The sequence below is a fragment of the Flavobacterium flavipallidum genome (assembly GCF_038289905.1).
Classification (GTDB): domain Bacteria; phylum Bacteroidota; class Bacteroidia; order Flavobacteriales; family Flavobacteriaceae; genus Flavobacterium; species Flavobacterium flavipallidum.
Map to the genome: position 1 here is coordinate 29,782 of NZ_JBBYHU010000013.1, position 25,979 is coordinate 55,760.

20 protein-coding genes are annotated in these 25,979 nt (G+C 32.8%); 17 read left to right on the forward strand and 3 right to left on the reverse strand.

Annotation, left to right across the window (positions count from 1 at the left end; all coding sequences use genetic code 11):
• Window position 1: 1 nt before the first annotated feature.
• From AAEO59_RS08300 to ypfJ, 16 genes are all read left to right on the forward strand, one after another.
• Window positions 2-1,183 (forward strand): class I SAM-dependent methyltransferase, encoded by a 1,182-nt coding sequence (locus AAEO59_RS08300; protein ID WP_341700269.1) that lies wholly within the window; start codon window positions 2-4, stop codon window positions 1,181-1,183.
• A 15-nt stretch (window positions 1,184-1,198) separates the two neighbouring features.
• Complete coding sequence (locus tag AAEO59_RS08305; protein WP_341700270.1) at window positions 1,199-1,768, forward strand: hypothetical protein; 570 nt, start codon at window positions 1,199-1,201, stop codon at window positions 1,766-1,768.
• A gap of 411 nt (window positions 1,769-2,179) precedes the next feature.
• A complete protein-coding gene (locus tag AAEO59_RS08310; RefSeq protein ID WP_341700271.1) occupies window positions 2,180-3,250 on the forward strand; it encodes a GTP pyrophosphokinase in 1,071 nt (356 codons plus the stop codon).
• Between the two features lie 552 nt (window positions 3,251-3,802).
• Window positions 3,803-4,555 (forward strand): hypothetical protein, encoded by a 753-nt coding sequence (locus AAEO59_RS08315; protein WP_341700272.1) that lies wholly within the window; start codon window positions 3,803-3,805, stop codon window positions 4,553-4,555.
• Window positions 4,556-5,142: 587 nt separating this feature from the next.
• Window positions 5,143-5,442: a nucleotidyltransferase family protein gene (locus AAEO59_RS08320; protein WP_341700273.1), complete on the forward strand. Its 300-nt coding sequence runs from the start codon at window positions 5,143-5,145 to the stop codon at window positions 5,440-5,442.
• Window positions 5,435-5,788 carry a HepT-like ribonuclease domain-containing protein gene (locus AAEO59_RS08325; RefSeq protein WP_341700274.1) on the forward strand — a complete coding sequence of 118 codons (354 nt, stop codon included), beginning with the start codon at window positions 5,435-5,437 and terminating at the stop codon, window positions 5,786-5,788. Before AAEO59_RS08320 ends, AAEO59_RS08325 begins: the two co-directional genes overlap by 8 nt.
• Window positions 5,789-6,338: 550 nt before the next feature.
• Window positions 6,339-6,863, forward strand: a complete 525-nt coding sequence (locus tag AAEO59_RS08330; protein WP_341700275.1) for a GNAT family N-acetyltransferase — start codon at window positions 6,339-6,341, stop codon at window positions 6,861-6,863.
• Between the two features lie 63 nt (window positions 6,864-6,926).
• Window positions 6,927-7,475, forward strand: a complete 549-nt coding sequence (locus tag AAEO59_RS08335) for a dihydrofolate reductase family protein (RefSeq protein ID WP_341700276.1) — start codon at window positions 6,927-6,929, stop codon at window positions 7,473-7,475.
• 147 nt (window positions 7,476-7,622) lie between these two features.
• Window positions 7,623-8,921: an APC family permease gene (locus tag AAEO59_RS08340; RefSeq protein WP_341700277.1), complete on the forward strand. Its 1,299-nt coding sequence runs from the start codon at window positions 7,623-7,625 to the stop codon at window positions 8,919-8,921.
• A 196-nt stretch (window positions 8,922-9,117) separates the two neighbouring features.
• Window positions 9,118-10,446: a rhamnogalacturonidase gene (locus AAEO59_RS08345; RefSeq protein WP_341700278.1), complete on the forward strand. Its 1,329-nt coding sequence runs from the start codon at window positions 9,118-9,120 to the stop codon at window positions 10,444-10,446.
• 93 nt (window positions 10,447-10,539) lie between these two features.
• Window positions 10,540-11,835, forward strand: a complete 1,296-nt coding sequence (locus AAEO59_RS08350) for an acetylxylan esterase (protein ID WP_341700279.1) — start codon at window positions 10,540-10,542, stop codon at window positions 11,833-11,835.
• A gap of 67 nt (window positions 11,836-11,902) precedes the next feature.
• Window positions 11,903-12,721, forward strand: coding sequence for a 3-methyl-2-oxobutanoate hydroxymethyltransferase (gene panB, locus AAEO59_RS08355; RefSeq protein ID WP_341700280.1), 819 nt, complete (start codon window positions 11,903-11,905; stop codon window positions 12,719-12,721).
• A gap of 206 nt (window positions 12,722-12,927) precedes the next feature.
• Window positions 12,928-13,620, forward strand: a complete 693-nt coding sequence (locus tag AAEO59_RS08360) for an RluA family pseudouridine synthase (protein ID WP_341700281.1) — start codon at window positions 12,928-12,930, stop codon at window positions 13,618-13,620.
• A gap of 52 nt (window positions 13,621-13,672) precedes the next feature.
• Window positions 13,673-14,425 carry a hypothetical protein gene (locus AAEO59_RS08365; RefSeq protein ID WP_341700282.1) on the forward strand — a complete coding sequence of 251 codons (753 nt, stop codon included), beginning with the start codon at window positions 13,673-13,675 and terminating at the stop codon, window positions 14,423-14,425.
• A 124-nt stretch (window positions 14,426-14,549) separates the two neighbouring features.
• Window positions 14,550-18,608, forward strand: coding sequence for a PAS domain S-box protein (locus tag AAEO59_RS08370; protein WP_341700283.1), 4,059 nt, complete (start codon window positions 14,550-14,552; stop codon window positions 18,606-18,608).
• Between the two features lie 22 nt (window positions 18,609-18,630).
• Window positions 18,631-19,506 (forward strand): KPN_02809 family neutral zinc metallopeptidase, encoded by an 876-nt coding sequence (gene ypfJ, locus AAEO59_RS08375; protein WP_341700284.1) that lies wholly within the window; start codon window positions 18,631-18,633, stop codon window positions 19,504-19,506.
• Between the two features lie 506 nt (window positions 19,507-20,012).
• Here the strand turns inward: ypfJ and AAEO59_RS08380 are convergent.
• Complete coding sequence (locus tag AAEO59_RS08380) at window positions 20,013-21,326, reverse strand: ammonium transporter (protein WP_341700285.1); 1,314 nt, start codon at window positions 21,324-21,326, stop codon at window positions 20,013-20,015.
• 490 nt (window positions 21,327-21,816) lie between these two features.
• Here AAEO59_RS08380 and AAEO59_RS08385 point away from each other — a divergent pair, with 490 nt between their 5' ends.
• On the forward strand, window positions 21,817-23,352 hold the full coding sequence (locus AAEO59_RS08385) for a YifB family Mg chelatase-like AAA ATPase (protein WP_341700286.1): 1,536 nt from the start codon (window positions 21,817-21,819) through the stop codon (window positions 23,350-23,352).
• A 10-nt stretch (window positions 23,353-23,362) separates the two neighbouring features.
• Here AAEO59_RS08385 and tilS read toward each other — a convergent pair whose 3' ends face one another.
• A complete protein-coding gene (gene tilS / locus AAEO59_RS08390; protein WP_341700287.1) occupies window positions 23,363-24,673 on the reverse strand; it encodes a tRNA lysidine(34) synthetase TilS in 1,311 nt (436 codons plus the stop codon).
• 15 nt (window positions 24,674-24,688) lie between these two features.
• Window positions 24,689-25,975, reverse strand: coding sequence for an anthranilate synthase component I family protein (locus AAEO59_RS08395; protein WP_341700288.1), 1,287 nt, complete (start codon window positions 25,973-25,975; stop codon window positions 24,689-24,691).
• Between the last annotated feature and the right edge of the window lie 4 nt (window positions 25,976-25,979).

Here is a 25,979-nt window from a genome sequence, read left to right on the forward strand (position 1 = left end):
TTTGAATTCCATTATTTTACAGCCTTCGATTCAAGAATTTATTGCAAATAATAGTACTGTTTCAATTTCAAAATTAGCACTTCAAAAAAATCCTTTTCCTGAGGTAGAATGGAAATTAATTTTGAATCAAATCGAAGCAAAATCAAAGGCTAAAGACAAATTACCCACTTGGTTCAATGCCAAAAACATTCTTTTTCCGTCAAAAATATCGGTAGAACAAACCTCTTCTGAGGCTACTGCTATGTACAAAAGTAATTTGGTTTCCGGAGAAAGTCTGATTGATTTAACGGGTGGTTTTGGTGTTGACGATTATTTTTTTGCAAAAAAAATAAAAGCCGTTACCCATTGCGAAATCAATCCGGAACTTTCAGCAATTGTACAGCATAATTTCGAGCAACTTCAAGTGACCAATATCGAATGCCACAGTGGCGACAGTTTCGAAACCCTACAAAAAAGCAACCTAAAATGGGATTGGATTTACATTGATCCTTCACGCCGAAATGATGCCAAAGGCAAGGTTTTTATGCTCAAAGATTGTTTACCAAACGTCCCTGAAAATTTGGATTTTTATTTCGAAAAATCGGATGCTATATTGATAAAGACCGCTCCCTTACTAGATATTTCAGCTGGGCTATCCGAATTAAAAAACGTCAAAAACATTCACATTATTGCCTTAGAAAACGAAGTCAAAGAACTTTTATGGGAATTACATCGGGATTATTCGGGCGCTATTAGCATCAAAACAGCCAATATTACCAAAACCGCTATTGACACCTTTGACTTTGAATGGGAACAAAGTCAAAACCTTCCTAACTACGGTATACCTAAAAAATACCTGTACGAACCGAACAGTGCCGTTATGAAATCAGGTGGATTTGACGAAGTAGCTATTCAATTCCAATTAACAAAACTGCACAAACATTCGCACCTTTATACTTCGGAAGAATTAGTAGATTTTCCGGGAAGAATTTTCAAAATCAAAGCTGTTTTCCCCTACAATAAAACCGAAATCAAACAGCAGCTAAGTGGCAAACAATGTAACATCACCACCCGAAATTTTCCGGAAACCGTGGAAAATATTCGCAAAAAATGGAAAATTAAAGACGGTGGTCATGACTATTCTTTTTTTACTACAGATGCAAATACTAACAAAATAGTAGTATTTTGCAGCAAAATAAAATAACACAAACAATACCGAATGAAACAACTATTACTAACCGCTTTATTTTTTATTAGCCTAAATGCTTTGGCACAAAAATTTCCCTGCGATTATTCCAGCAACGTAAAAGATTCTATAGGAACCTACAAACAAACCCGCGAATACCTGATGTCTGAAAAAAACTTTGGAGGTACATCCAGTTATATTTTCTGCACCATGGCTTCTACCGATGGATTACCCACTCTAAATGTGCAATTGATTCAAAAAAGCAAAGGATTCATCAAAGCCAATTGTTTTGACAAAAACTCAAAACTTCACCTCCAACTCAATAATGGAAAGGTAATCACACTTTTACACATCAACATGGAATATTGTGGTAGTATGTTGCGTGATGAAAAAGGCTTTGACAACCGTATCATTGTGGGCACCTTTATGTTTTTAAAAGGAACTTTAGAAGATTTAAAATCTTCCCCGGTTTCACTCATGCGCATCAAATACCTAACTGACACCGAAGATTACATCATCAAAAAGAAATTAATTTCAGAGCTGGATGGCAAAACCTACCAACCCGAAACCTATTTCATGGATAACTTACACTGTATCGAATAGTAAAATCCCAATCCGATTGTCCCAGGCAGTCGGATTTTTTTATGCTGTCCCGATTACTATCAGGATGTTTCAGAATCTTTTTTTTATTTTGGGCGTGTCCCTGCCTCCGCTACTCTTCGGCAGGGTCGGGCTCTTGGCTTTATCTCTCCGTTACACTACGAGGATACCGCCGCGATCCCTCACGCAGTCCCTGCATAGCAGAAAATTTAGAATTGACATTCATATTAAACCAGATTAAGTACGAAAAGTTTACAGCAAATCAAAAAGTCCTTTTGATGATTTGTAAGAAAAAATAAATATATTTGAAAAAAAGAAAAAGCGAAACAAACCTTCGCCAATCTACCCAATTTTGGGTGTATAGGCGCTACTTTATAGCGCATATAAACGAGTTAGCCGTAATACTAAACAACTATGAAGACATTAGCAGAATTTAACAAACTAAAACCAACTTATCAAGCATTTACAGAAAAAATGTATGATTTAGTCGTTTCCTTATTAAAACAAAATAACATAAAATGTCATTTAATAGAACATAGAACAAAAGAACAATTAAGTTTTGCAAGCAAAATTGTTAAGAAAAATGAAAGCTTTGATTCAACTGAAATAACAGATATCTCGGGTTTGAGAATTATTACATACTATCAAAAAGATGTTGATATTATTTCACAATTAATACTAAAAGAATTCGGTATAGATAATAAAAACTCTATTGATAAAAGCGAAATCTTAAAAAGCAATGAGTTTGGTTATCAATCTGTACATTATATTGTTAAGCTAAAAGAAAATAGATTTAATCTAACAGAATGGTCTTCTTTCAAGAATCTTAAAGCAGAAATTCAAATTCGAACAGTATTGCAACATGCTTGGGCCTCAATTTCTCATGAGTTACAATATAAAAAATCATATGAAATACCGGATGAGCTAAAACGAAAATTATATAGACTTTCTGGTCTTTTTGAATTAGCTGACGAAGAATTTGGTGAACTTAAAGAAAAGCATAACAGTATTGAGAAACAAGTTTTTAAAGGCGTAACCAAAGAAAATACAGTCAAAACGACTGAAATTAATCTTATAACGATTGATCACTTTATACAAACATCAAAAATAGCAACTCAAATACAGGAAGCGGCACTAAAGGCAGGGTTTTCAATTGAAGATATAACCGAGGAAGAACAAATAAAAAGCAAGTCCTATAAGCAATCGTTATCAGAAATTTTAAAACTAATCCAAGTTTTGGAGGTTTCTGATTTAAATGATTTAGAAACTTTACTGAACAATTCCTTAAAAAACGCATATCTGTTTTTCAATGAAGTGTTTAAGAAAAATGGTGTGAATGTTTGGACTGGTTGGAAAGATTTTTTTGTAGAATTAATTCTTATCGCAAATGTCAAAGACTTGGATAACGATTACTTAATCTCTAACGGCTGGTCAAAATCGTTCCTTGATTCCATAAAAAGCGCTACAAAAAAGTACTACGGCTAATCGAGTAGACGGCTCTGCCAGTAACTGACAGCGTGCGCCTCCCAAATATTCATATTCACGAAAACCAACGAAAACTATAAAAACTTGAGTACACCACCGTAAGTACGGGTCATCCCGATAAAAAAATCGGGACAGGCTGTACTCGGCGGTTCGCAAAATGATGGATTAAGTTCGATATCAACATCCCAATCACTCGTATTTACAATGAAATTCTCCGTTAGAAATCAGATTTATAATCTTATGTATTTTAGCCAGTAAAAAACTAAAAAAAACTATATAAAAACTGAAATAGCTTTTTTCATTCTCGAGAAATATGTTCAACAAAGGCTTCTGTAAAACGAAAGGGATTATCTGAATTAATCTTGCCTTCCAGACTGCTGATTTGTAACTGTTGGCGGGAGATTCCTAATATGAGTTGCATCCTTAAAAATACGAAAAATCTGCTTTTTATAAAACTATTTTATATATTTGTTTGAAACAAAAACGGAAGTTTTTTCACAGACTGACGTTATGCGGCATTTTAACAGACACTCACAACATAGACAACAAATTATGAAGAAAATAATTCCAATATTAATCCTACTCCTGACGACAGTTGACGGATTTTCAAAGTGTGCATCGAGCGGACTTTATTTTTGGCCGACCAAGCCGACAATAAACCAAAACTCCATTTTCGTAATTGACGGTTACGCAACAAGTCAAAAAATAATTAGCGGACTTGGAACAACTTATAAAGTATTCTTGAAATCAGACAAGCAGAAAATTAAATTAAATGTTCAAGAAATGTTAGTTGGACATTACAGTTTGACACAAGCAATTTTAAAACCCGATACGACTCTTACCGTTGGACAAGAATATGAATTGGTAATTGAGAATTTAGGTGATTTAGAAAATCAAGTATCTAAATATAATTCAACGACAAGGGAAAAAGAAAAAATCAAATGGACGGTAACCTCAGACAGCGACACCGCAACGCCAATTTGGTTAGAGCAACCTAAATTTAAAGATGGTTCATATGAAGAAGCTGGGTGTGGACCAATTGTCTTTGCCAATTTTTCGTTTTCTGCTTCTGACAACTCAGAATTTTTAGTCAAAACGACATTGAAAAACAAATCAACAGGAAATGAAACGACATACTATTTGAAAGCAGGTGACAAAGTTATTGCTGTTGGACACGGAATGTGTTCGGGTGCTTTTAATTTTGACGGTGGCGACAAATTTGAAGTCGAATTTAGTTTATTCGACGCATCTGGAAACTTGACAAAATGGACAGGTGAAAGAATTGAGTTTAAACGACCAACGTGAAAGAAAAACGACCGCATAATCGAGTAGACGGCTCTGCCAGTAGCTGACAGAGTGCGCCTCTCAAATATTTATATTCACGAAAACCAACGAAAACAATAAAAACTTGAGTACACCACCGTACGTACGGGTCATCCCGATAAAAAATCGGGACAGGCTTTACTCGGCGGTTCGCAAAATGATGGATTAAGTTCGATGCATACATCCCAGTCGCTCGTATTTACAATGAAATTCTCCGTTAGAAATCAGATATATAATCCTATGTATTTTAGCCAGTAAAAAACTCCAAAAAACTATACAAAAACTGATATAGCTTTTTTCATTCTCGAGAAATATGTTCAACAAAGGCTTCTGTAAAACGAAAGGGATTATCTGAACTAATCTTGCCTTCCAGACTGCTAATTTGTAACTGTTGGCGGAAAATTCCGAAAATATGCAACATATTTAAACATACAACTTTTCTTCTTTTTATTAAATTCTTTTACCTACTTTTTTGAATAACAACAAACGAAAGTTTTTTCACAGACTGACGTTAGCGGTAATTATTCGACGAATCGATTTTAAAAGATATTTTTGTTTAAATTTGTTGTATGGGAATTATTGACAACAATATAGATAACTTAAAAAAGCTTTGTGTAATATACAACGTGGAAAAAATGTATCTATTTGGTTCATCTCTGAATTCAAACTTTAACGAAAAAAGCGATGTTGATTTATTAGTTAAGTTTAAGCCAATTGAACTTTCAAAATATTTTGATAATTACATAAACTTCAAAGAAAAACTAGAATCTTTATTTGGTCGAGAAGTTGACTTACTTGAAGAACAGACTTTAAAAAATCCAATCTTAATTAAATCAATCAATAATTCAAAAGAACTAATTTATGGATGAAAGGATTCTTAAATGGTTATTTGATGTAAAAATGTCCATTGATGAAATAAACGAGTTCTTCCATAATGAAGAGAAAGATTTTTTCAAATATCGAAATAACTTAATGCTTAAAAGAGCTGTTGAAAGAAATCTTGAAATTATTGGCGAAGCAATCAACCGAATAATTACTCGAGATGACGCTTTTGTTGAGAAAATATCAAACGCAAAAGCAATTATTGGTCTCAGAAATCATGTAATTCATGCTTATGATAATATTTCTGATGAGAATATCTGGTCAATCTTAATCAATCACTTACCCAAATTGAAAATAGAGATTGATAATTTAATCCAAAAAGAAGAAAAATAACTACTTCCAATCGACTAGACGGCTCTGCCAGTAACTGACAGAGTGCGCCTCTCAAATATTTATATTCACGAAAACCAACGAAAACAATAAAAACTTGAGTACACCACCGTACGTACGGGTCATCCCGATAAAAAAATCGGGACAGGCTGTACTCGGCGGTTCGTAAAATGATGGATTAAGTTCGATATAAACATCCCAATCACTCTGATTTACAAAGAAAGTATCGGTTGGAAATCAGATATATAATCCTATGTATTTTAGCCAGTAAAAAACTCCAAAAAACTATACAAAAACTGATATAGCTTTTTTCATTCTCGAGAAATATGTTCAACAAAGGCTTCAATAAAACGCATAGGATTATCTAAACTAATTTTGTCTTCCAGACTGCTAATTTGTAATTGTTATCGTGAAATCCCTGTAATTACATCACATCTTTGAAAACAGGAAAACTCTCATTCTGCCAAACATTTTTCTATATTTGTTTTTAAGCAAAAAGGCTTCTAAAACGGAAGTTATCTATAATCTTTCAAACAAAGAATTTAAGAGAAAAATGGAAAATACAATCATAAGAAAAGTAACTCTGGACGACATAGTAAAATTACAAGAAATTGGGCGTCAAACCTTTTTTGAAACCTTTTCTGAATCTAATTCGGAAGAAAACATGAGAAACTATTTAGAGGAAGGGTTTTCCATAGAAAAGCTTACGATAGAACTCAATGACAATAACTCCGAATTTTATTTTGCAATTATAAATAATGAAGTTATAGGGTATCTCAAAGTAAACTTCGGAGATTCACAAACAGAATTAAAAGACAGCAAGGCACTGGAGATTGAGCGAATTTATGTTTCGAGAGCCTTTCAAGGTAAAGGGGTTGCGCAACTACTTTATACCAAAGCGATTGATATTGCTAAACAAAAAAAAGTAGCATATGTTTGGTTGGGCGTTTGGGAAGAAAACGCTAGGGCGATAAGCTTTTACAAGAAAAATGGATTTGTAGCATTTGATAAACATATTTTCAAACTCGGAAATGACGAACAAACCGATATCATGATGAAACTCAAATTGATGGAATAATTTGAACGCTCACCTAACTTTTCACCAACTTGAAAATTCCTCATTGATTAAAACTTACAAAATATGAGAAAGTTAATTGCAGCAATCAATATGACATTGGACGGAATTTGCGATCATACTGCAGGAATACCAGATGCAGCATTGCATCAGCATTATACCGAATTGATAGCAAATGCGGGGGCTATTCTTTATGGAAGAATCACTTACCAACTGATGCAATATTGGCAAACATTACTCTTAAATCCTTCCGGTGAAAAAGCAATGAACGATTTTGCGATTGCTATAGATAAAATTCCTAAAATTGTTTTTTCAAATGAATTAAAAGAAACCAATTGGATCACCGCAACACTTTCTGAATTAACTCTTGATGAAAAAGTTTTAGAACTCAAACAACAAGCAGGAAAAGATATTTTAGTAGGCAGTCGGAGTTTAATAATTCAACTTTTAAATGACAATTTAATTGATGAATTTCAAATTTGCATTCATCCTGTTTTAGAAGGAAAAGGCCTCCCGCTATTTGACCAAATAAACCACAGAAAAAATTTTAAACTCTCTAAAACAAAAACCTTTAGTTCAGGGGCAATTGTGCTTTATTACGAGCCTGTAAAGTAGCGGCTTATCTTAAAAATGTGAACATTTTTTTCAGATTTTGAATAAAAATATTGAATTTTAAGCTGTATTCTTTTTCTTTTGTTGCTAAAAAAAATATTTTCCATAACTTCGTTTTTAGAAGCTACATACAAATTAACCCCGCGATCAATGATGCAACAAGAAGAAGAATTTAAAAGAACCATAGGCGTTTTTGGTTTATCTGCCAATATTATGAATGTTATTATTGGCGCCGGAATTTTTGCTCTTCCTGCTATTGTTGCAGCCTCTATGGGAGCCTCCAGTATTATTGCTTACTTTTTTTGCGGACTTTTGATGGCTCTTATCATGCTATGTTTTGCAGAAGCTTCCAGCAAAGTAACCCAAACCGGCGGTGTTTATTCCTATATTGAAACAGCATTTGGTCCCTACGCAGGTTTTTTAGCCGGAATTTTTACAGTAACCGGAACATTACTTGCAGATGCGGCTGTTTCTAATGCATTAGTAAATGTAATGGGATCAGCTCATCCTGTTTTTAAAGAAGAGTTTATTCGCATATTATTTTTACTTGTAATTTTTGGTGGTTTAGCTTTTATTAATGTCATTGGGGTAAAACAAGGTATTGGATTGGTCAAAATCAACACTATTGCTAAGTTAATCCCTTTAGTATTATTGGTAACTTTTGGATGGCAGGCAGTTCATCTGGATAATTTGGTTATCGAAAATTTCCCTGATATTCAAGAATTGGGTAAAAGCTCACTTGTATTATTTTTTGCCTTTCAAGGATGTGAATCAGGTATTGTAGTTTCAGGTGAAGTGATTAATCCAAAACGTACCATTCCCAAAGCCATTTTTATCAGTATTACCGCTATTGTCATTCTCTACATGCTGATACAAACAATAGCACAAGGAGTTTTAGGAACTCAATTACCGCTCCACACTGCTACTCCTCTAGCAGCTACGGCTGATGTTATTTTTGGTCCAGTTGGATTTATAATTTTAACTATAGGTGCAGCAATTTCAATGTTTGGATTCCTGAGTGGCGATATTTTAAATAACCCTAGAACTTTATATGCGCTATCTCGGGATAAGGTAATTCCAATTACAGCTATCTCAAAAATCCATTCATCCTTTGCAACGCCATATATAGCAATTATTCTTTATGCACTTTTAGGCTTTTTAATAGCTGCAACAGGAAGTTTTGAAAGCTTAGTTGTTATTGCCAGTAGTTCTATTTTGATTGTATATTTAGGGGTTGTTTTGTCTGTTATCAAATTACGATACAGTAGGGAAACTAAAGCAGATGAATTTACAATTCCAGGTGGTCTAATTGTACCTATAGCCTCAATTGCAATTATCCTTTATTTCTTGTCCAATTTGACACAAAATGAAATCATTGGAACAGTAATTTCCATTGTTGTTTTATCTGCAATCTATGGGATGATTCAATTTACGAAAACTAAAAAATAAGTCTGTAATTATAGTAGTTTAAAGTATTCATAAGGGAATTGTAACACTCTAATTAACTTACAAAACGGAGTATCCTGTTTAGGATACAGGATGTATATTTCCTTTTTATTTTCATATCTTCGTTTTTCTCAAATGCTACGTTTATTTAATAAACTTCATTTTGGGAAACCAGCTATATTAACCATTATTAAACAAAATGAAAAAAATCGGTTTATTCCTGTTTGCTTTACTGGCAATTACTCCTAAAACATTTTCGCAAAAAAACAATAAAGATCTTTTTCCTGACGGAACAAAAATTCCAGATTGGTTTCATGATGCATCAAAAATCAACCCTGTTAATCTGGGAAAATTCTTTTCTATCACCGATTATGGAGCAAAAAATGACAGTACAATTGTCCAAACTGCTGCAATCCAAAAAACAATTGACGAAGCCTACCGCAATGGAGGTGGTGTTGTAGTTATTCCAAAAGGAACTTTTATGAGCGGTGCTTTGTTTTTTAGACCCAACACCCATTTGCATGTATCTGAAGGAGCTATTTTAAAAGGTTCCGATAACATTAATGATTATCCGTTTATGCCTTCCCGTATTGAAGGACAAAGTATTGAATATTTTACTGCTTTAGTAAATGCTTACGGAATTAACGGTTTTACTATTACCGGAAAAGGAACCATCGACGGTAACGGATTGAAATATTGGGAAGCTTTTTGGCAAAGAAGAAAAGAAAATCCAAACTGTACGAATCTTGAAGTTTCGAGACCGCGTTTAGTATTTATTTGGAAATGTGATAATGTTCAGGTTCAGGATGTGAAATTGCACAATTCCGGTTTTTGGACCAGTCATTACTACCAATGCAATAATGTAAAAATTCTTGATTTACATATTACCTCACCACACGAACCTGTTAAAGCACCAAGCACTGACGCAATTGATATTGATGTGTGTACTAACATGTTGATTAAAGGTTGTTATATGGCGGTAAACGATGACGCTATTGCTCTAAAAGGCGGAAAAGGTCCTTGGGCAGATAAAGATGCCAGCAACGGTGGAAACGAAAACATCATTATTGAAAACTGTAATTTTGGATTCTGCCATGGTGCTTTGACTTCCGGTAGTGAAGCAATTCACAACAAGAATATTATTGTTCGTAACTGTACGGTCGATAATGCAATACGTCTTTTATGGCTAAAAATGCGTCCGGATACTCCTCAAAAATACGAATACATTACTGTAGAAAACATTACAGGTTATGCTAAAAGTATGATTTATGTAAAACCATGGACTCAGTTTTTTGACTTAAAAGGAAGAAAAGATGTTCCTTTATCTTATTGTGACAACATCACTATGAAAAATATCAATATAAAATGTGATGTTTTCTATGATATGGCAATCACAGAATACGACAGATTAAGCAACTTCACTTTTGAAAACTTAAAGATTGAAGCCAAAAAAGATACTATGGACAAGAGCATCATCACTGGTTTAAAACTTAAAAATGTAGTGGTGAACAACAAAACCATTAAATAATCATTGCTAAATTTCTAAATTAGCAAAACTAATCAACAAAGGGTATAATATGTTCGGTATTATACCCTTTACAATTTAAAACCTGATTACATTATGAAACTACTCGCTCATTTTTCATTATTTCTGGGATTATTAAGTATCACTTTAAAAGCACAAAACACTCCTGCTCCAATTAAACTAGTAGATATTATTCTTACTGCTAATCATTCTGATTGGAACTACAAACTCAATGAAGAGGCTACTGTAAAAATCAGCGTGCTTCGATATGGCTCAGCTGTCGAAAATGCCGAAATAGAATACCAATATGGTCCGGAACAATTAAATCCCGAGAAAAAAGGAACACTTAAATTAGAAAATGGTGTTGGCGAAATCAACATTGGTACGATGAATAATCCAGGTTTTCGTCAGCTAAAAGTACAGGCAAAAATTGATGGTTATATTTACAAAAACGAAATCAAAGCCGGCTATGCTCCTTTTCAAATTCAACCAACAGTAAAGCTGCCAAAAGATTTTGATGTATTTTGGGACAAAGCAAAAGCGGAGAACAACAAAATCCCAATGGATGCTCAAGTCACATACAAACCCGAATTATCGACAACTACAGTTGACATTTATTTGGTGCGTTTACAGAATTACAAATTAGGACACTATTTTTACGGCTATTTGAGTAAACCCAAAGACAACAAAAAACATCCCGTTTTATTTAATCCTCCTGGTGCCGGAGTAAAAAAGATAGTACCTTTTACCTCTTATGCCGAAAAAGGTTTTATTAGTTTCACCACCGAAATTCACGGAGTCAATCCGGAAATGAATGAAAGTGACTTTCAGGAAATGAGAAAAAACCTAAGTGATTATTGGGCAATCAATTTAAATGACAAAAACAATTATTATTACAAAGCTGTTTATTTGGGTTGTGTTCGCGCTATCGATTTCCTGACCAGTCTTCCAGAATATGACCAAAAAAATGTGGTTGTAACCGGTGGCAGTCAGGGTGGAGCGCTTACCATTGTAACGGCAGGAATTGATAACAGAGTCAATTATATTTCAGCTTTTTATCCTGCTCTGAGTGATAATTCAGGTTTTTTATACAATCGTGCCGGAGGCTGGCCTTCTATGTTTAGTGATAAATACCAAAACAACAGCCCGGAAAAAATAAGCACTATGGAATATTACGATGTAGTTAATTTTGCTAAAAAAATCAAAATTCCCGGTTTTTATTCCTCGGGATATAATGACAATACCTGTTCGCCTACTTCTACCCTTGCAGCATTTAATTCGGTGACGGCTCCTAAAGAAATCGTTATTACTCCTATTTCGGCACACTGGCGATTTGGAGAAACAGATGATCAATCCATGAAATGGCTAAGTGAAAAATGCGGGATTAAATAGTTAATTAGCTTTTCTACATTTCATCCAAATTTGTTTTACTACTTTTGCAGTTCCTAAAACTATTACTATGTCTACAGCGAAAAAAGACTATAAAAAAATTACGACAAAGTCCTTAATTGATATGAAGGCACAGGGAGAAAAAATCTCTATGCTTACTGCCTATGATTTTACAATGGCTAAAATTGTTGATTCTGCTGGTATCGACGTGATACTTGTAGGAGATTCAGCTTCTAATGTAATGGCAGGACACGAAACGACACTTCCTATTACCCTAGACCAAATGATTTATCATGCTTCGTCTGTAGTAAGAGGTGCTGACAGAGCTTTAGTTGTTGTCGATTTGCCTTTTGGAAGTTATCAGTCAGACCCTAGAGAAGCCTTGCGCTCTGCTATCCGAATCATGAAAGAAAGTGGCGGTCATGCTGTAAAATTAGAAGGTGGAAAAGAAATCAAAGATTCCATCAAGAAGATATTAAATGCCGGAATTCCGGTTATGGGACATTTAGGATTAACTCCTCAGTCTATCTATAAATTTGGAACATATACCGTAAGAGCAAAAGAAGAACAGGAAGCTTTAAAATTAATCGAAGATGCTAAACTTTTAGAAAAACTAGGTTGTTTCTCTTTAGTTTTAGAAAAAATCCCTGCCAAATTAGCCCAACAAATTGCTGAAAGTATTTCGATTCCTGTAATTGGGATTGGTGCCGGTTCGGGAGTTGACGGACAAGTATTAGTAATTCATGATATGCTGGGAATGAACAATGAATTCAGTCCGCGATTTTTAAGACGTTATATGAATCTTTACGAAGGAATGACTTCGGCCATCAGCCAATATGTAGAAGATGTAAAATCAAAAGATTTCCCTAACGAAAAAGAACAGTATTAAAAGTTCTTTAAAATCTTTAGATAATAGTAATTCATATAATTTGCCCGAAACAGCTTTTCGTTACATAGCGAAAAACTGTTTCGGGCAATGTTTTTTGTATTCAATTAACACTTTTCTAAATTTTTCAAAAAAGCATTAATAGCTTCTTTTATTTGAAAGATAACAATTTTAAAACCACTATTTTTGCAGTTAAATTTAGCAAATTAATGAAAGTACTTTCAAACAAAAATAATCTTCAGGTTTTACACGAAGACAATCATATCATCGTAATTAATAAGCGTGTTGGTGATATTGTACAGGGTGATAAAACGGGAGACAAACCCCTTAGCGAAGTTGTAAAAGAATACATTAAAGAAAAATACAACAAACCTGGTGAAGTTTTTCTAGGCGTGGTTCATCGCTTAGACCGTCCTACAACCGGAATTGTAGTTTTTGCCAGAACTTCAAAGGCTTTAACAAGATTAAATGATTTATTTAAAAACAGAGAAACACAAAAAACCTATTGGGCTATTGTAAAAAACAAACCTTTAGAAGCAACAGCCAAATTAGTTCATTATTTAAAAAGGAATGAAAAAAACAATACGTCTAAAGCGCATTTAAAAGAAGTTCCTGATAGTAAAGTTGCCAGTTTAGATTACCAAATCATAAAAGAGCTCAACAATTATGTTGCATTAGAAATCAATTTACATACGGGAAGGCATCATCAAATTAGAGCACAATTGGCTGCCATAGGTTCGCCAATAAAAGGCGATTTGAAATACGGTTTTGACCGTAGCAATCCTGATGGCGGTATTCATTTACATGCGCGAAAATTAGTTTTTGTTCATCCGGTTTCAAAAGAAACACTAACAATAAAAGCACCTACTCCAGATGATGTAATATGGAATGCTGTACAGTAATTTCAAAAAATCAAACCAACTAACAATTCACAAAACAATTATTTTTAAACCTATGAAAACTGATAGAGAAAGAATACAGGAACTAAAATCCAATGGTTACAAAATAACTTTTGAAAGCGTTTTTAATCTTGCATTTGAAAATTATAAAAAAATTGCGATATATGCCGGTTTATTGTTTTTGGTTTCCATCACTTTTTTAGGAATCATTTCGTTACTAATAATTGCCTTTACATTTGGGTTAGATAATTTACAGGAACTTTTAAAACCCGAAAATCTAGATCCTAAAAAGTTTTCTGATGAATTTCTAATGACTTATATCGCTTCTGTAACTTTTTTTAGCTGTATTGCAAGTCCTTTTTTAGCTGGAATTATCAAAATGGCTCGTTGTGCTGACATAGATGAAGAATTTCATGTTTCAACTGCTTTTGAATATTACAAATTCAATTATTTTAAAGAACTTTTTACAGCCACTTTAAGCCTTGCACTTTTAAATATTGGAATTTCCTCTGTTCTTGATGCTACCGGAATTCCTATCTTAGGATTTATAGGATCTATTGCAATTACTATACTAAGCATGCTCACTGTTCCATTAATAATTTTCAGCAATTTCAAAGCCTTTGAAGCTATAAATACAAGTTTTAATTTGGTTTCAAAACAACCACTTGTATTTTTAGGTTTGTTGATTGTAGTTTATTTATTTTTGTTGACTGGTTTTTTCATGTTCTTTATTGGTTTATTTTTCACCTTGCCTTTTTTATATTCATGCTATTATGCTATTTATAAATCAGTTATTGGTTTTGAATAATAATATCTAAATAATTATTCTTAAAAACACTTTGGTTTTTTTTTAATATATTGTAAACAAATTTTTCCATTTTAGTTATTTTAAAAAATAAATTTCACCGCTATTTTTAGATTTTAATTCAAATATGGCATTAGTATATAAATTTATGTTGCAAACATTTTCAAACAGTATTACTACCAGTGGAAGCAATAATTTTTCATCAATTGATATGTTTGAAATTATGACCCATTTACCAATTGATAAAAATTTATATCGTACTGTAATTCCATTTGTTTTTTTTATCATATTTCTATTAATATATAAATTTCATAAAATCAAATATGCTTTTGGAAATAAATACATAAAAAACTTTAATCCTGAAAATGCCGAAAAAAAAGAATACCAGCTTTATTTTCTTTTTCTGGGAATTATAGTTTTGATTCTAGAGTTAAGTTTTGAATATTTTAAGTTAAGACCTGAAAGCTTGCTGGTGACAAATGTGAGCATTGCTTTCTTTTTAATTACTGTTTCCTACCTTAGCACTAAATCAAAATTTATTTTTGAAAACATAAAAAAAATCTTCCGAATCGTTTTTTTTATTGCATTTCTATATGTTTGTAGAAACATCGTAAAATTTGAAAATGATAACATACCGTTTTTAAGTTTTCTATTATTTACTTATTTCTCATTTACCACACTTAAACCCCAAAGACTTTATTGGCTATTTATTCTTTTTGAATTATGTTTTCTTATTGGTATCTCATTATTAAAATTAGCACCGGTAAACAGGGTTACTGTGATTTTTAATTACACATTAATTGTAATTTTTATCAATTTCATTCGTAACATGTCAATAAAAGACTTGACAAATAAATTCCAATTTTATAATCAAATCATTAATAGAGGAAACTCTCTAATTATGGCCAAAGACAGAAACAATAAAATTGTCTTCTGTAGTAAAAATGCAAAAACCATCTTAGGTTATTCTTCTGAGGAATTAATGGATTATGGTTATTATCAATTAACAGATCAACCTGAAATAACAATTGCTGAAACTTTTGAAAGCCAGATTAACGACAAAGTTTTCATAAGAAAACTGAAATGTAAAAATGGAGAAATAAAACACATTCAATGGCAAAACAAACAATTTTCAAACAATCTTATCATTGGAATTGGACAAGACATAAGTACTGAAATCCAAATTCAAAATCAATATAAAAATCTTGTTCAAAATGCTCAGGATTTCATTTACGAATTAAATTTAAGTGGCAATATTGAATTTGTAAATAACTACACACTTAAGATGCTGGGGTATAATGAAGAAGATATTATTAAAAAACACTATTCCTTATTTATACGTGAAGATTACCACGGAATTTTACAATCATTTTATAAAATAAATGAAGATACTGAAATGGAATTTCCTACCCTTGAAATTCCAATTTTGAAAAAAAACGGAACCATAATTTGGATTGCTCAAAAGATTATAATAAGCCGTAACGAATTAGGTCTAACAACAGGATTTTCAGGTATTGCCAGAGATATTAGCTTTTTAAAGAATGTTGATATTGAGAAACAAAAAAGAGATGAAAAAAACAAAAAATACAATGAAAATTTAAAAGAATTTACTGCAAAAAGTTATTCTATTGAAGAAACATTAGAAACCAAATTAAAATTAATCCTGGAAAACACGGCAAAAACAATTGATGCTAGCAGAGTTAGTTACTGGGAATATTATAATGATGAAATTAAATGTATTCAATTCTATGATTTAAAGACAAATAAATTTACTAATGGATGTGAAATTAAAAGAGAACACTACCCAAAATATTTTGAATCAATAGAAAAAAAGACCCCTATCGTCGCTTCGGATGTAAAAAACAATCCTATAACAGCCGAATTGTACAATGATTACCTTAAAAAACAAAATATTTGTTCCATGATAGACACACCGGTTTTTATCAATGGAAAACTAATAGGTATACTTTGTATTGAAGTCACTAATACTATTAAACATTGGGATAATGAAGATATTAACTTTGCCAGAGCCATTGCTGACAGTATAACTATTGCCTTTGAATCTAAAAGGAGATTAGAAGTAGAACAAAAATTGACTTACAAAAGTGATTTGCTTTCGGCAATGAACCTATGTACCCAAAAGCTTCTAAAAGTAAAAAACATCGATGAAATTTTCACTGACCTGCTTATCATCATCGGAAAAGCAACAAAATCCTATCGTAGTTTTTATTATCAAATTGATGATGTAAACAAAACCATTAGCCAAAAATATCGTTGGACAAAAGATAGTGAAACATTAGATACTTTAAACCCAAATTACCAGAATTTACCTTACTCCTATTTTAAAGATTTTGATCCTCAAAATATTGAAAACAGAGCCTATCATACAGTGATTTCCAATATTGAAGATCCAATATTAAAACAAAATCTCCAAGCCTTAGATGTAGCTTCATTAATTTTAATTCCAGTTTATGTCAAAAATAAATTCTATGGAATACTAGGCTTAAACGATTTGAATGAAGATCGTAAATGGGCAGAAGACGAATTGCAAATTTTACAAACACTTACATTAAATATTGGTTCCTCCATAGAACGTATTCAAAACGAAATAGCTATTTATGAAAGTGAGGAAAAATTTAGATTATTAGCTAATAATATTCCGGGAACTGTTTACTTATCTGAAAATGATGAGGATTACAGTAAAATATATCTAAATGATGAAATTGAAAAACTAACTGGTTATCCAAAAGAGGATTTCCTTGAAAAAAGAATACGTTTTAAAGATTTAATTCATCCTGAAGATGTAGAAAAAACACTCATTAAATCAGCTCAAAAACTATCTAAATTAGAAGCTTTTCATCTCAATTATCGCATTCACAATAAAAAAGGAGAAGTTGTTTGGATAGATGAATTTGCAGATACAGTAGTTAAAGACGGCGAAATCAAATATATCGAAGGAATCATGCTGGATATCACCAAACGGAAAGAAGCTGAGGAAGCTATTAAAGCTAAAGAATACGCAGAGACAGCCAATAGAGCTAAATCAGAATTTTTAGCCAATATGAGCCACGAAATCCGAACACCTTTGAATGGAATTATTGGATTTACAGATTTATTAATGAAAACCAAGTTAGATGAAATCCAGGAAAAACATATGGTTACGGTTAATCAATCGGCACATACTTTATTAGAAATTGTTAATGACATATTAGATTTTTCAAAAATTGAAGCAGGAAAACTCGATTTATATATTGAAAAACATGAAATAAAGGAATTAATGCATCAGGTTATTGATTTAATCCAATATGAAGCCAATCAAAAAAACCTAAAATTAGAATTAAATATTGACTCAGAAGTTCCTTACTATGCCTGGATTGATATTGTTAGAATTAAACAGATTCTTATCAATTTACTATCTAATGCCGTTAAATTTACCGAACAAGGAAGCGTAAAACTTATAATCAATTTAAAAGAAACCACCTCTGAAACTCAATCAAAAATTCGTTTTTCAGTAATTGACACCGGTATTGGAATTTTAGAAAAAAATCAGAAAAAAATATTTAAAGCTTTCTCACAGGAAGATAGCTCTACAACCAAAAAATTTGGAGGAACTGGATTAGGATTAACCATTTCAAACAAACTCCTTAATTTAATGAATAGTAAATTACAACTAAAAAGTGAAATTGGAAAAGGAAGCTGTTTTTACTTTGATATTGATTTAAAAACAACTAATGAATCAGAATCAAACCAAAGAAAAACTAAAAAAATTATTGAAGTTGCCAACACCAATATTACAACTGTTAATCCAAATCTGGAAAAAGCAAAAATCTTATTGGTTGAAGACAACAAAATTAATATGCTGTTATTAAAAACAATCATTAAAAATAGTATTCCTGAAGCATTTATTTATGAAGCATCAAACGGTCAGGAGGCTGTAGATAATTTTGATAAAATCAATCCAGATATTATTTTCATGGATATTCAAATGCCTGTAATGAATGGTTATGAAGCTTCTGTTGCCATCAGAAAACTTCCAAGCGGTAAAGAAGTCCCAATTATAGCCATTACAGCAGGAACTGAAAAAGATGAAAAAAACAAATGCTTTGAAATGCAAATGAATGATTATATCTCAAAACCAATTGTAAAGGGAATCGTTGAAAAAAAGCTACTCCAATGGATTAAATAACAACCAACTAAAAATTAAGATTATGAAATGGAAAGGCAGACGACAAAGTGATAATGTGGAAGACCGAAGAGGAATGACTTCAGGAGGAAAAACATTAGTAGGTGGTGGAGTTCTAGGTATTATCATATTACTAATCAATCTTTTTGGAGGAGAAAATGCTCAAATGATTACACCTATATTGGAACAATTGAATCAAGGTCAAAATCAACAAACAATTGAACAACGAGATTTGACGAGTCAAGAACTGGAAGAGCAGGCTTTTGTAAAGACATTATTAGCTGATAATGAAGATGTTTGGTCAAGAATTTTTGAAGAAAACAATCTGAACTACAAAAAACCTTCCGTAATATTGTTTAGTGGTGGTGTTCAAACAGCCTGTGGAAACGCAACATCTGATTCTGGTCCTTTTTATTGTCCAGGAGATCAAAAAGTATATATGGATTTGACCTTTTTTGAAGAACTAAAAACCCGATTTGGTGCTAAAGGAGGAGACTTTGCTACTGCTTATGTAATTGCTCACGAAATAGGACATCATGTTCAGACACTTTTGGGAACTTCTTCAAAAATGAGAGAAATGCAACAAGGATTATCTAAAGTCGAAGCGAATAAATTATCCGTATGCTTAGAACTTCAGGCGGATTTTTATGCCGGAATTTGGACACACTATAATCAGGAAATGAATGATATACTAGAGAAAGGTGATATTGATGAAGCTTTAAGTGCAGCTCAAGCTGTAGGTGATGATGCTATTCAGGCAAAAATTCAAGGACATATTGTTCCAGAATCTTTTACACATGGAACATCTGAACAACGTAAATATTGGTTTATGAAAGGTTATCAATCTGGAGATATCAATCAGGGAAATACTTTTAGAGAATTTGGATATAATTTGAATTAAAATATCCTTGTACTAAACCACTCCAAACTCCGTAATCACTTGTCCTAAAAGGTCGCCCCCAATAACACTTCTTCAATTCTGGAAATTCCATTTGCAATTTTCTTGAAGTTCATACATTAAATTTCTTTAAGATTGTACTAATAATATAATTTGGCGCATACTCTATATAATTGCGAAAATGATCTGAACTAATACTCCTTTTAAAATTAAATTCCCTCTGCTTCACATATTTGAATCAAAAGTTTACGACAATTTTTTAAAAATCTCCAATTAAAATTCAAACTTATATTTTTGTAACAGTAACAGAAACACTATGACATGTTAATTTGCTTACTGTGTACGAATCTTTTCTTAAATCTGTACTCATAATCTAAAGATATAAATTTTATCGCATTGCTAAAGTAAAGCAATAAATTGCAGGGTTTCAAATCCGAAATTGAGACCAATAAAAAAAGCTTAGTTGTTTCCAACTAAGCTTTTTTCTAATAGTCAAAGACTATTTTATATTATAAAAACTCACCGTGTTGAGAGATATCTAATCCTAACTCTTCTTTATCTTCACTAACTCTTAATGGAGTGATTTTGTTAACAATGAAGAACAATGCATAAGAAGCACAGAATGCAAAGATAGATACAATTACTAATGCAGTTAATTGGTTGATGAACAATGTAGACTCACCAAAGATAAGACCTTGGTCAACAACAGCAGCGTTAACATCTTTAGAAGCAAAAACTCCTGTTAACAACATACCTACCATACCACCTACACCGTGACAAGCAAATACATCTAAAGCATCATCAATTTTACCTTTAGGGAATTTACTCACCATAAAGTTACTTACAATACTACTGAACAAACCGATGAAGATCGCGTGTGGTAAACTTACAAATCCAGCAGCTGGAGTAATAGCAACTAAACCTACAACAGTTCCAATACAAGCTCCCATAGCTGATAATTTATGACCTAAAATTTTATCCATAAATACCCAAGCCATACCTGCAGCAGCTGCAGCAACTGTAGTTGTTCCTAAAGCTTGAACAGCTAATCCATTAGATCCTAAAGCAGAACCCGCATTGAAACCAAACCATCCAAACCATAATAAACCTGTTCCTAATAACACATATGTAATACGAGCAGGATTAACTTTTTGTACTTTTCTTTTTCCTAAAAATATAGCTCCAGCTAACGCAGCCCAACCAGCACTCATGTGTACTACTGTACCACCAGCAAAATCTAATACTCCCATTTTGAAGAATAACCCATCAGGATGCCAAGTCATATGACATAATGGAGCATAGATTACTAAAATAAACAAAACCATGAACAACATATATGCCCAAAAACGAACTCTTTCTGCAAATGCTCCAGTGATTAAAGCTGGCGTAATGATAGCAAACTTAGCTTGAAACAAAGCAAATAACATAAAAGGAATAGTTCCAGCTAAACTCCATGCTGTGTTAACACCAACACCTTGAAAAAATGGATAAGATGTAGGATCACCAATGATTCCGCCTATTGTAGTTCCAAAAGACAAACTAAATCCTACTACTATCCATAAAACTGTTACAATAATCATTGCCATAAAACTTTGCAACATTGTACTGATAACATTTTTTTTACCAACCATACCACCATAGAAAAATCCTAATCCAGGAGTCATGATTAATACTAAAGCTGTAGCTACGATCATCCAGGCAGTATCTCCTGTATCAAATTTAACAGCTTCTGAAGGAACTGGATTTCCAGTTAAAATAAAACTTGAAAATAGTGTAACGACTAACAACGCAATCATAATAACACTTAAACTTACTTTTCTCATTATTCTTTTGGTTTTAAAATTTTCTCAAAAATATAAAACTAAGTATAACCCCCATAAAAATACCCCTTATTTCTTTTAACTTTTATCATTTACATAGTTTACCCCCCTAAATTTTGACACATAAAACCATAAAAGACACAAAAAATAATAATTTATCAAATTCAAATGTTTCAAAATCATGAATTTTTAACAATTTCTTGTAAAATATTAAAGTAAAAACTTACTAAATCTACAATAATGCAAGTAAAAACAGTTTTACTCAATGTTTTTTTTAATAAAATATCGATTTTACAGATAATGTGTATCAAAAAAACAATAAATCAAATCATAAACTTAAATGACTCTCTAACTAAAAAACTATTCTTAATAACTAACCAAAACAACTATTAGTAAAATAAATTTTACCTTAAACTAAACATCATAAATATATTTTACTTATTTTTAAATATTATCTTACTAAATCAAACTATCTCAATATAATTCGAGCCGTATGTTAATAAAAGTTTTTGGAAGTGCCGTTTTTGGTGTCGAAGCCACAACTATAACTGTTGAAGTAAATATAGATAAAGGAGTAGGCTATCATCTAGTTGGATTACCTGACAATGCAATCAAAGAGAGTAGCTATCGTATTGCTGCTGCCTTAAAAAATAACGGATATATATTACCCGGCAAAAAGATTACCATCAACATGGCTCCCGCCGATTTAAGAAAAGAAGGTTCTGCTTATGATTTGACATTAGCTTTAGGAATTCTGGTTGCTTCGGGACAAATAAAAGGAGATGCTATTGATAAATACATCATAATGGGCGAATTGTCCCTTGATGGTAGTTTACAACCCATAAAAGGCGCTTTACCCATTGCTATCAAAGCAAAAGAAGAAGGCTTCAAAGGCTTTTTTCTACCCAAACACAATGTAAAAGAAGCAGCTATAGTAAAAGATTTAGATGTTTACGGAGTAGAAAACGTTCAGGAAGTGATTGATTTCTTTGAAGGAAAAGGCAATTTAGAACCTACAAAAATTGACACACGAGCCGAATTTTACAAAGATTTGGATTTTCCTGAATTTGATTTTTCAGATGTCAAAGGTCAGGAAAGCATCAAAAGATGTATGGAAATTGCCGCAGCAGGCGGACATAACATTATTCTAATAGGTCCTCCTGGAGCAGGAAAAACCATGCTTGCCAAACGCCTACCAAGCATCCTCCCTCCTATGACACTGCACGAAGCCTTAGAAACCACTAAAATTCATAGTGTAGCCGGAAAGCTGAAAGAAGTAGGATTAATGAATCAACGACCTTTTCGCAGTCCGCATCATACGATTTCTAATGTTGCTTTAGTGGGTGGTGGTAGCTATCCACAACCGGGAGAAATCTCCATGGCTCATAACGGTGTTTTATTTTTGGATGAATTACCAGAATTCAAACGGGACGTTCTAGAAGTAATGCGCCAACCTCTGGAAGACCGTGAAGTAACTATTTCCAGAGCCAAATTTACCGTAACCTACCCTTCTTCATTCATGTTGGTTGCCAGTATGAATCCGAGTCCGAGTGGTTTTTTTAACGATCCCAATGCTGCACAAACAGCATCACCTTATGAAATGCAACGCTATTTAAGTAAAATTTCAGGTCCTTTGTTAGACCGTATTGACATTCATATCGAAGTGACTCCTGTTCCTTTTGAAAAACTTTCAGACAATCAAAAAGCCGAAAGCAGCATGACTATACGACAAAGAGTGACTGCAGCTCGCGAAATTCAGTCGGTACGATTTGAAAACCTGCCTAACATTCATTACAATGCTCAAATGAACACTAAACTCATTCGGGAACATTGCTACTTGGATGACAATTCTAAAAATCTATTAAAAAATGCGATGGAACGATTGAATCTTTCCGCCAGAGCCTATGACCGTATTTTGAAAGTAGCCCGAACAATAGCTGATTTAGAAGCTTCTGAAAAAGTACAATCTAATCATATTGCCGAAGCTATTCAATATAGAAGTTTAGACAGAGATGGCTGGTTGGGTTAATGTTTATGGTTTATGATTCTAAATCAATTTTCAGAATCTTTTTTGTTGTATCGTCAATTTTAAATCGTTCATCCTGACGGATTCCCACAACCCAAACGATTTGATTTTCTGACCAAAGTACCCATGCATTTTCTTTTTCTATCAATGATAATTTTTCATCTTTAAAAAGCTTGCTGAGCTTTTTAGTTTTTCCGTTCATTCCAAAAGGTTGGAAAGAGTCACCCTCCTCCCATCGTTTTAAAACTAAAGGGAAAGCCAATTTATCTTCATCAACAAAAATTGTTGTATGCGAAGCTTTAGAAATTTCATTCACTCTTGAAAAAACTAACATTAATGGATTTTCAATTTCTTGAGTGTCTTTTTCAATCAAATATACGGTTTCATCTCCTTCCTGAATCGGACTCAAAATTAATTGCATTCGATCTTTTAGCAATCGGTAATCGGCTGAAAAAACCTGTTTCCCTGATTGGCTTTCTACTAAATAATAAATATCCTCCCAAGCCGTAAAACCAAACTCTTTTAACCATTGGTACAAATAGGATTTATAATTGGGTAATCGTAATAATTGTTGTAAATCTATATGAATATTTTCACCTTCTTCTTTCGCCACTTGCTGATAAACCATGACGGCAGCATCTTCAACTAATTCTTGAGATTGCTTAAGATAACTAGTTGTTTTTTGAAAATATTCCAAAAAATGCGGATTTAATTCTTTCAACAAAGGAACAATATGATGCCTGATTTTATTTCGCAGGTATTTATCAGAAGCGTTGCTACTGTCTTCACGCCATTGAATCTGATTTTGCGAAGCATATTCCTGAATCTCTTTTCTCGAAAAAGGCAATAAGGGACGGATAATTTTATCATTCTGCGCTGGAATTCCCACCAGCCCGTCTAAACCGGTTCCTCTGCTCAAATTAATAATAAAAGTTTCAATCGCATCGTCAGAATGATGAGCTGTTAAAATATAATCGTAATTTTCAGTTTCTAATAGCTCATAAAACCAATTATAACGCAATTTCCGAGCTGCAATTTGAGTCGAAAGCTTATAATCTTTTGCAAAAGCTTCGGTATCAAACTGCGTCAAAAACAACGGAATTTCATTTGCCTCAGCATAATCCTGAATAAACTTTTGATCCCCAAAACTCTCTAATCCTCTTAACTGAAAATTACAGTGAGACATTGCAATATCATAATTCAATTCATGTAATAAATGAACCAAAACCATACTATCAATTCCTCCACTGGTAGCCAGCAAAAGCTTAGCATTTTCCAAAAAAGGAAAATTTTGATTGAGGTGTACTTTGAGTTTATCGAGCATTTCTATGATTTAGAATTATTGTAAAACTTCAAACATGGCTTTTGCTTTCAATAGACATTCTTCATATTCCTTTTCAGGTACGGAAAGCGAAGTAATTGCACTTCCTACCGAAAAAGAAAGGTATTTATTCTCCTGATTGTACAAGATACTTCGGATTACCACATTAAAATCGAAATCACCTTCAGGAGTAAAATAACCCACAGCACCGCTATACAAACCTCTTTTAGTTTCTTCCAATTCTTCAATAATTTTCATCACCGAAATCTTAGGAGCTCCCGTCATACTTCCCATAGGAAAAGTATATTTTAAAGCATCAACTGCAGTATATTGTGCATCCAGTTTTGAAGTGATAGTTGAAATCATTTGATGTACTTGCAAGAACGAATAAATCCCACATAACTCCGTTACCTGAACCGAACCTTTTTGTGCCGTATGTGATAAATCATTTCGTACTAAATCGGTAATCATGATATTTTCGGCACGTTCTTTAGAATCTGCTGCCAATTTATTTTTTGAAGCCTCATCTTCCATTGGATCTGAAAATCGTTTGGCTGTCCCTTTTATAGGCTGGGAAATCAACAACTCTTTTTCTTTTTTCAAATAACGCTCCGGAGAAGCCGACAACAAATAATGCTTGTAATTTTTTAAAAAAACAGCAAATGGCGGTTTCGAGATTTCATTCAATTTCAAAAAAGTCTCAACGGGTTCTATTTGGACATTTTCAGCATAAAATTCCATGCAAAAATTAGCTTCATACGTATCGCCATGATGAATATATTCTAACATTTTAGACACTTTTTCCCGATAAGCTTCTTCCGAAATTCGCTGTTGGATTTCAACATTAGGAGTCTGACTTTCAAAATCAGTAATAATAGTTGTAATTTCCTCCCAATCGGCTTCAAATTCATCATCACAGCAATTCAAATAACGGATTTCGAGTTCGTTACCTTTTGCCAAAAAGAGTTTTCTTGGCTGGAAGAAAAACAAATCAGGAAAACCTAGGCCATCAAAATTATTTGATTGTAATTCTTCAGTATCATTTTTTAAATCATACGACAAATAACCAAAAACCCAATCCCTACTGGATTGCTGATATTGTTTTAAATCATCAAAAGCATTAAAATAATCCGTTTTTATAGAAGTAAAAGCATCTACTGCCAAAATCCAATCGTAACTCGAGTACTCTTGCTGGTATTGGTTACTATCCATAAAAGTCACTTCCCGAAATTGTTGTGACCACAATAAAAGCTGTTTTTTAATATTAGCGAAATGCGTTATGTCTTGTTTAAAGGATGTTCTCAAAGCA

What these genes read in the sequence shown, in the direction of transcription:
- AAEO59_RS08330 (WP_341700275.1), top strand. Translation starts at nt 6,339, where the DNA reads ATGGAAAATACAATCATAAGAAAAGTAACTCTGGACGACATAGTAAAA.
- AAEO59_RS08310 (WP_341700271.1), top strand. Translation starts at nt 2,180, where the DNA reads ATGAAGACATTAGCAGAATTTAACAAACTAAAACCAACTTATCAAGCA.
- ypfJ (WP_341700284.1), top strand. Translation starts at nt 18,631, where the DNA reads ATGAAATGGAAAGGCAGACGACAAAGTGATAATGTGGAAGACCGAAGA.
- AAEO59_RS08335 (WP_341700276.1), top strand. Translation starts at nt 6,927, where the DNA reads ATGAGAAAGTTAATTGCAGCAATCAATATGACATTGGACGGAATTTGC.
- AAEO59_RS08350 (WP_341700279.1), top strand. Translation starts at nt 10,540, where the DNA reads ATGAAACTACTCGCTCATTTTTCATTATTTCTGGGATTATTAAGTATC.
- panB (WP_341700280.1), top strand. Translation starts at nt 11,903, where the DNA reads ATGTCTACAGCGAAAAAAGACTATAAAAAAATTACGACAAAGTCCTTA.
- tilS (WP_341700287.1), bottom strand. Translation starts at nt 24,673, where the DNA reads ATGCTCGATAAACTCAAAGTACACCTCAATCAAAATTTTCCTTTTTTG.
- AAEO59_RS08360 (WP_341700281.1), top strand. Translation starts at nt 12,928, where the DNA reads ATGAAAGTACTTTCAAACAAAAATAATCTTCAGGTTTTACACGAAGAC.
- AAEO59_RS08370 (WP_341700283.1), top strand. Translation starts at nt 14,550, where the DNA reads ATGGCATTAGTATATAAATTTATGTTGCAAACATTTTCAAACAGTATT.
- AAEO59_RS08365 (WP_341700282.1), top strand. Translation starts at nt 13,673, where the DNA reads ATGAAAACTGATAGAGAAAGAATACAGGAACTAAAATCCAATGGTTAC.
- AAEO59_RS08340 (WP_341700277.1), top strand. Translation starts at nt 7,623, where the DNA reads ATGATGCAACAAGAAGAAGAATTTAAAAGAACCATAGGCGTTTTTGGT.
- AAEO59_RS08320 (WP_341700273.1), top strand. Translation starts at nt 5,143, where the DNA reads ATGGGAATTATTGACAACAATATAGATAACTTAAAAAAGCTTTGTGTA.
- AAEO59_RS08380 (WP_341700285.1), bottom strand. Translation starts at nt 21,326, where the DNA reads ATGAGAAAAGTAAGTTTAAGTGTTATTATGATTGCGTTGTTAGTCGTT.
- AAEO59_RS08325 (WP_341700274.1), top strand. Translation starts at nt 5,435, where the DNA reads ATGGATGAAAGGATTCTTAAATGGTTATTTGATGTAAAAATGTCCATT.
- AAEO59_RS08305 (WP_341700270.1), top strand. Translation starts at nt 1,199, where the DNA reads ATGAAACAACTATTACTAACCGCTTTATTTTTTATTAGCCTAAATGCT.
- AAEO59_RS08345 (WP_341700278.1), top strand. Translation starts at nt 9,118, where the DNA reads ATGAAAAAAATCGGTTTATTCCTGTTTGCTTTACTGGCAATTACTCCT.
- AAEO59_RS08385 (WP_341700286.1), top strand. Translation starts at nt 21,817, where the DNA reads ATGTTAATAAAAGTTTTTGGAAGTGCCGTTTTTGGTGTCGAAGCCACA.
- AAEO59_RS08315 (WP_341700272.1), top strand. Translation starts at nt 3,803, where the DNA reads ATGAAGAAAATAATTCCAATATTAATCCTACTCCTGACGACAGTTGAC.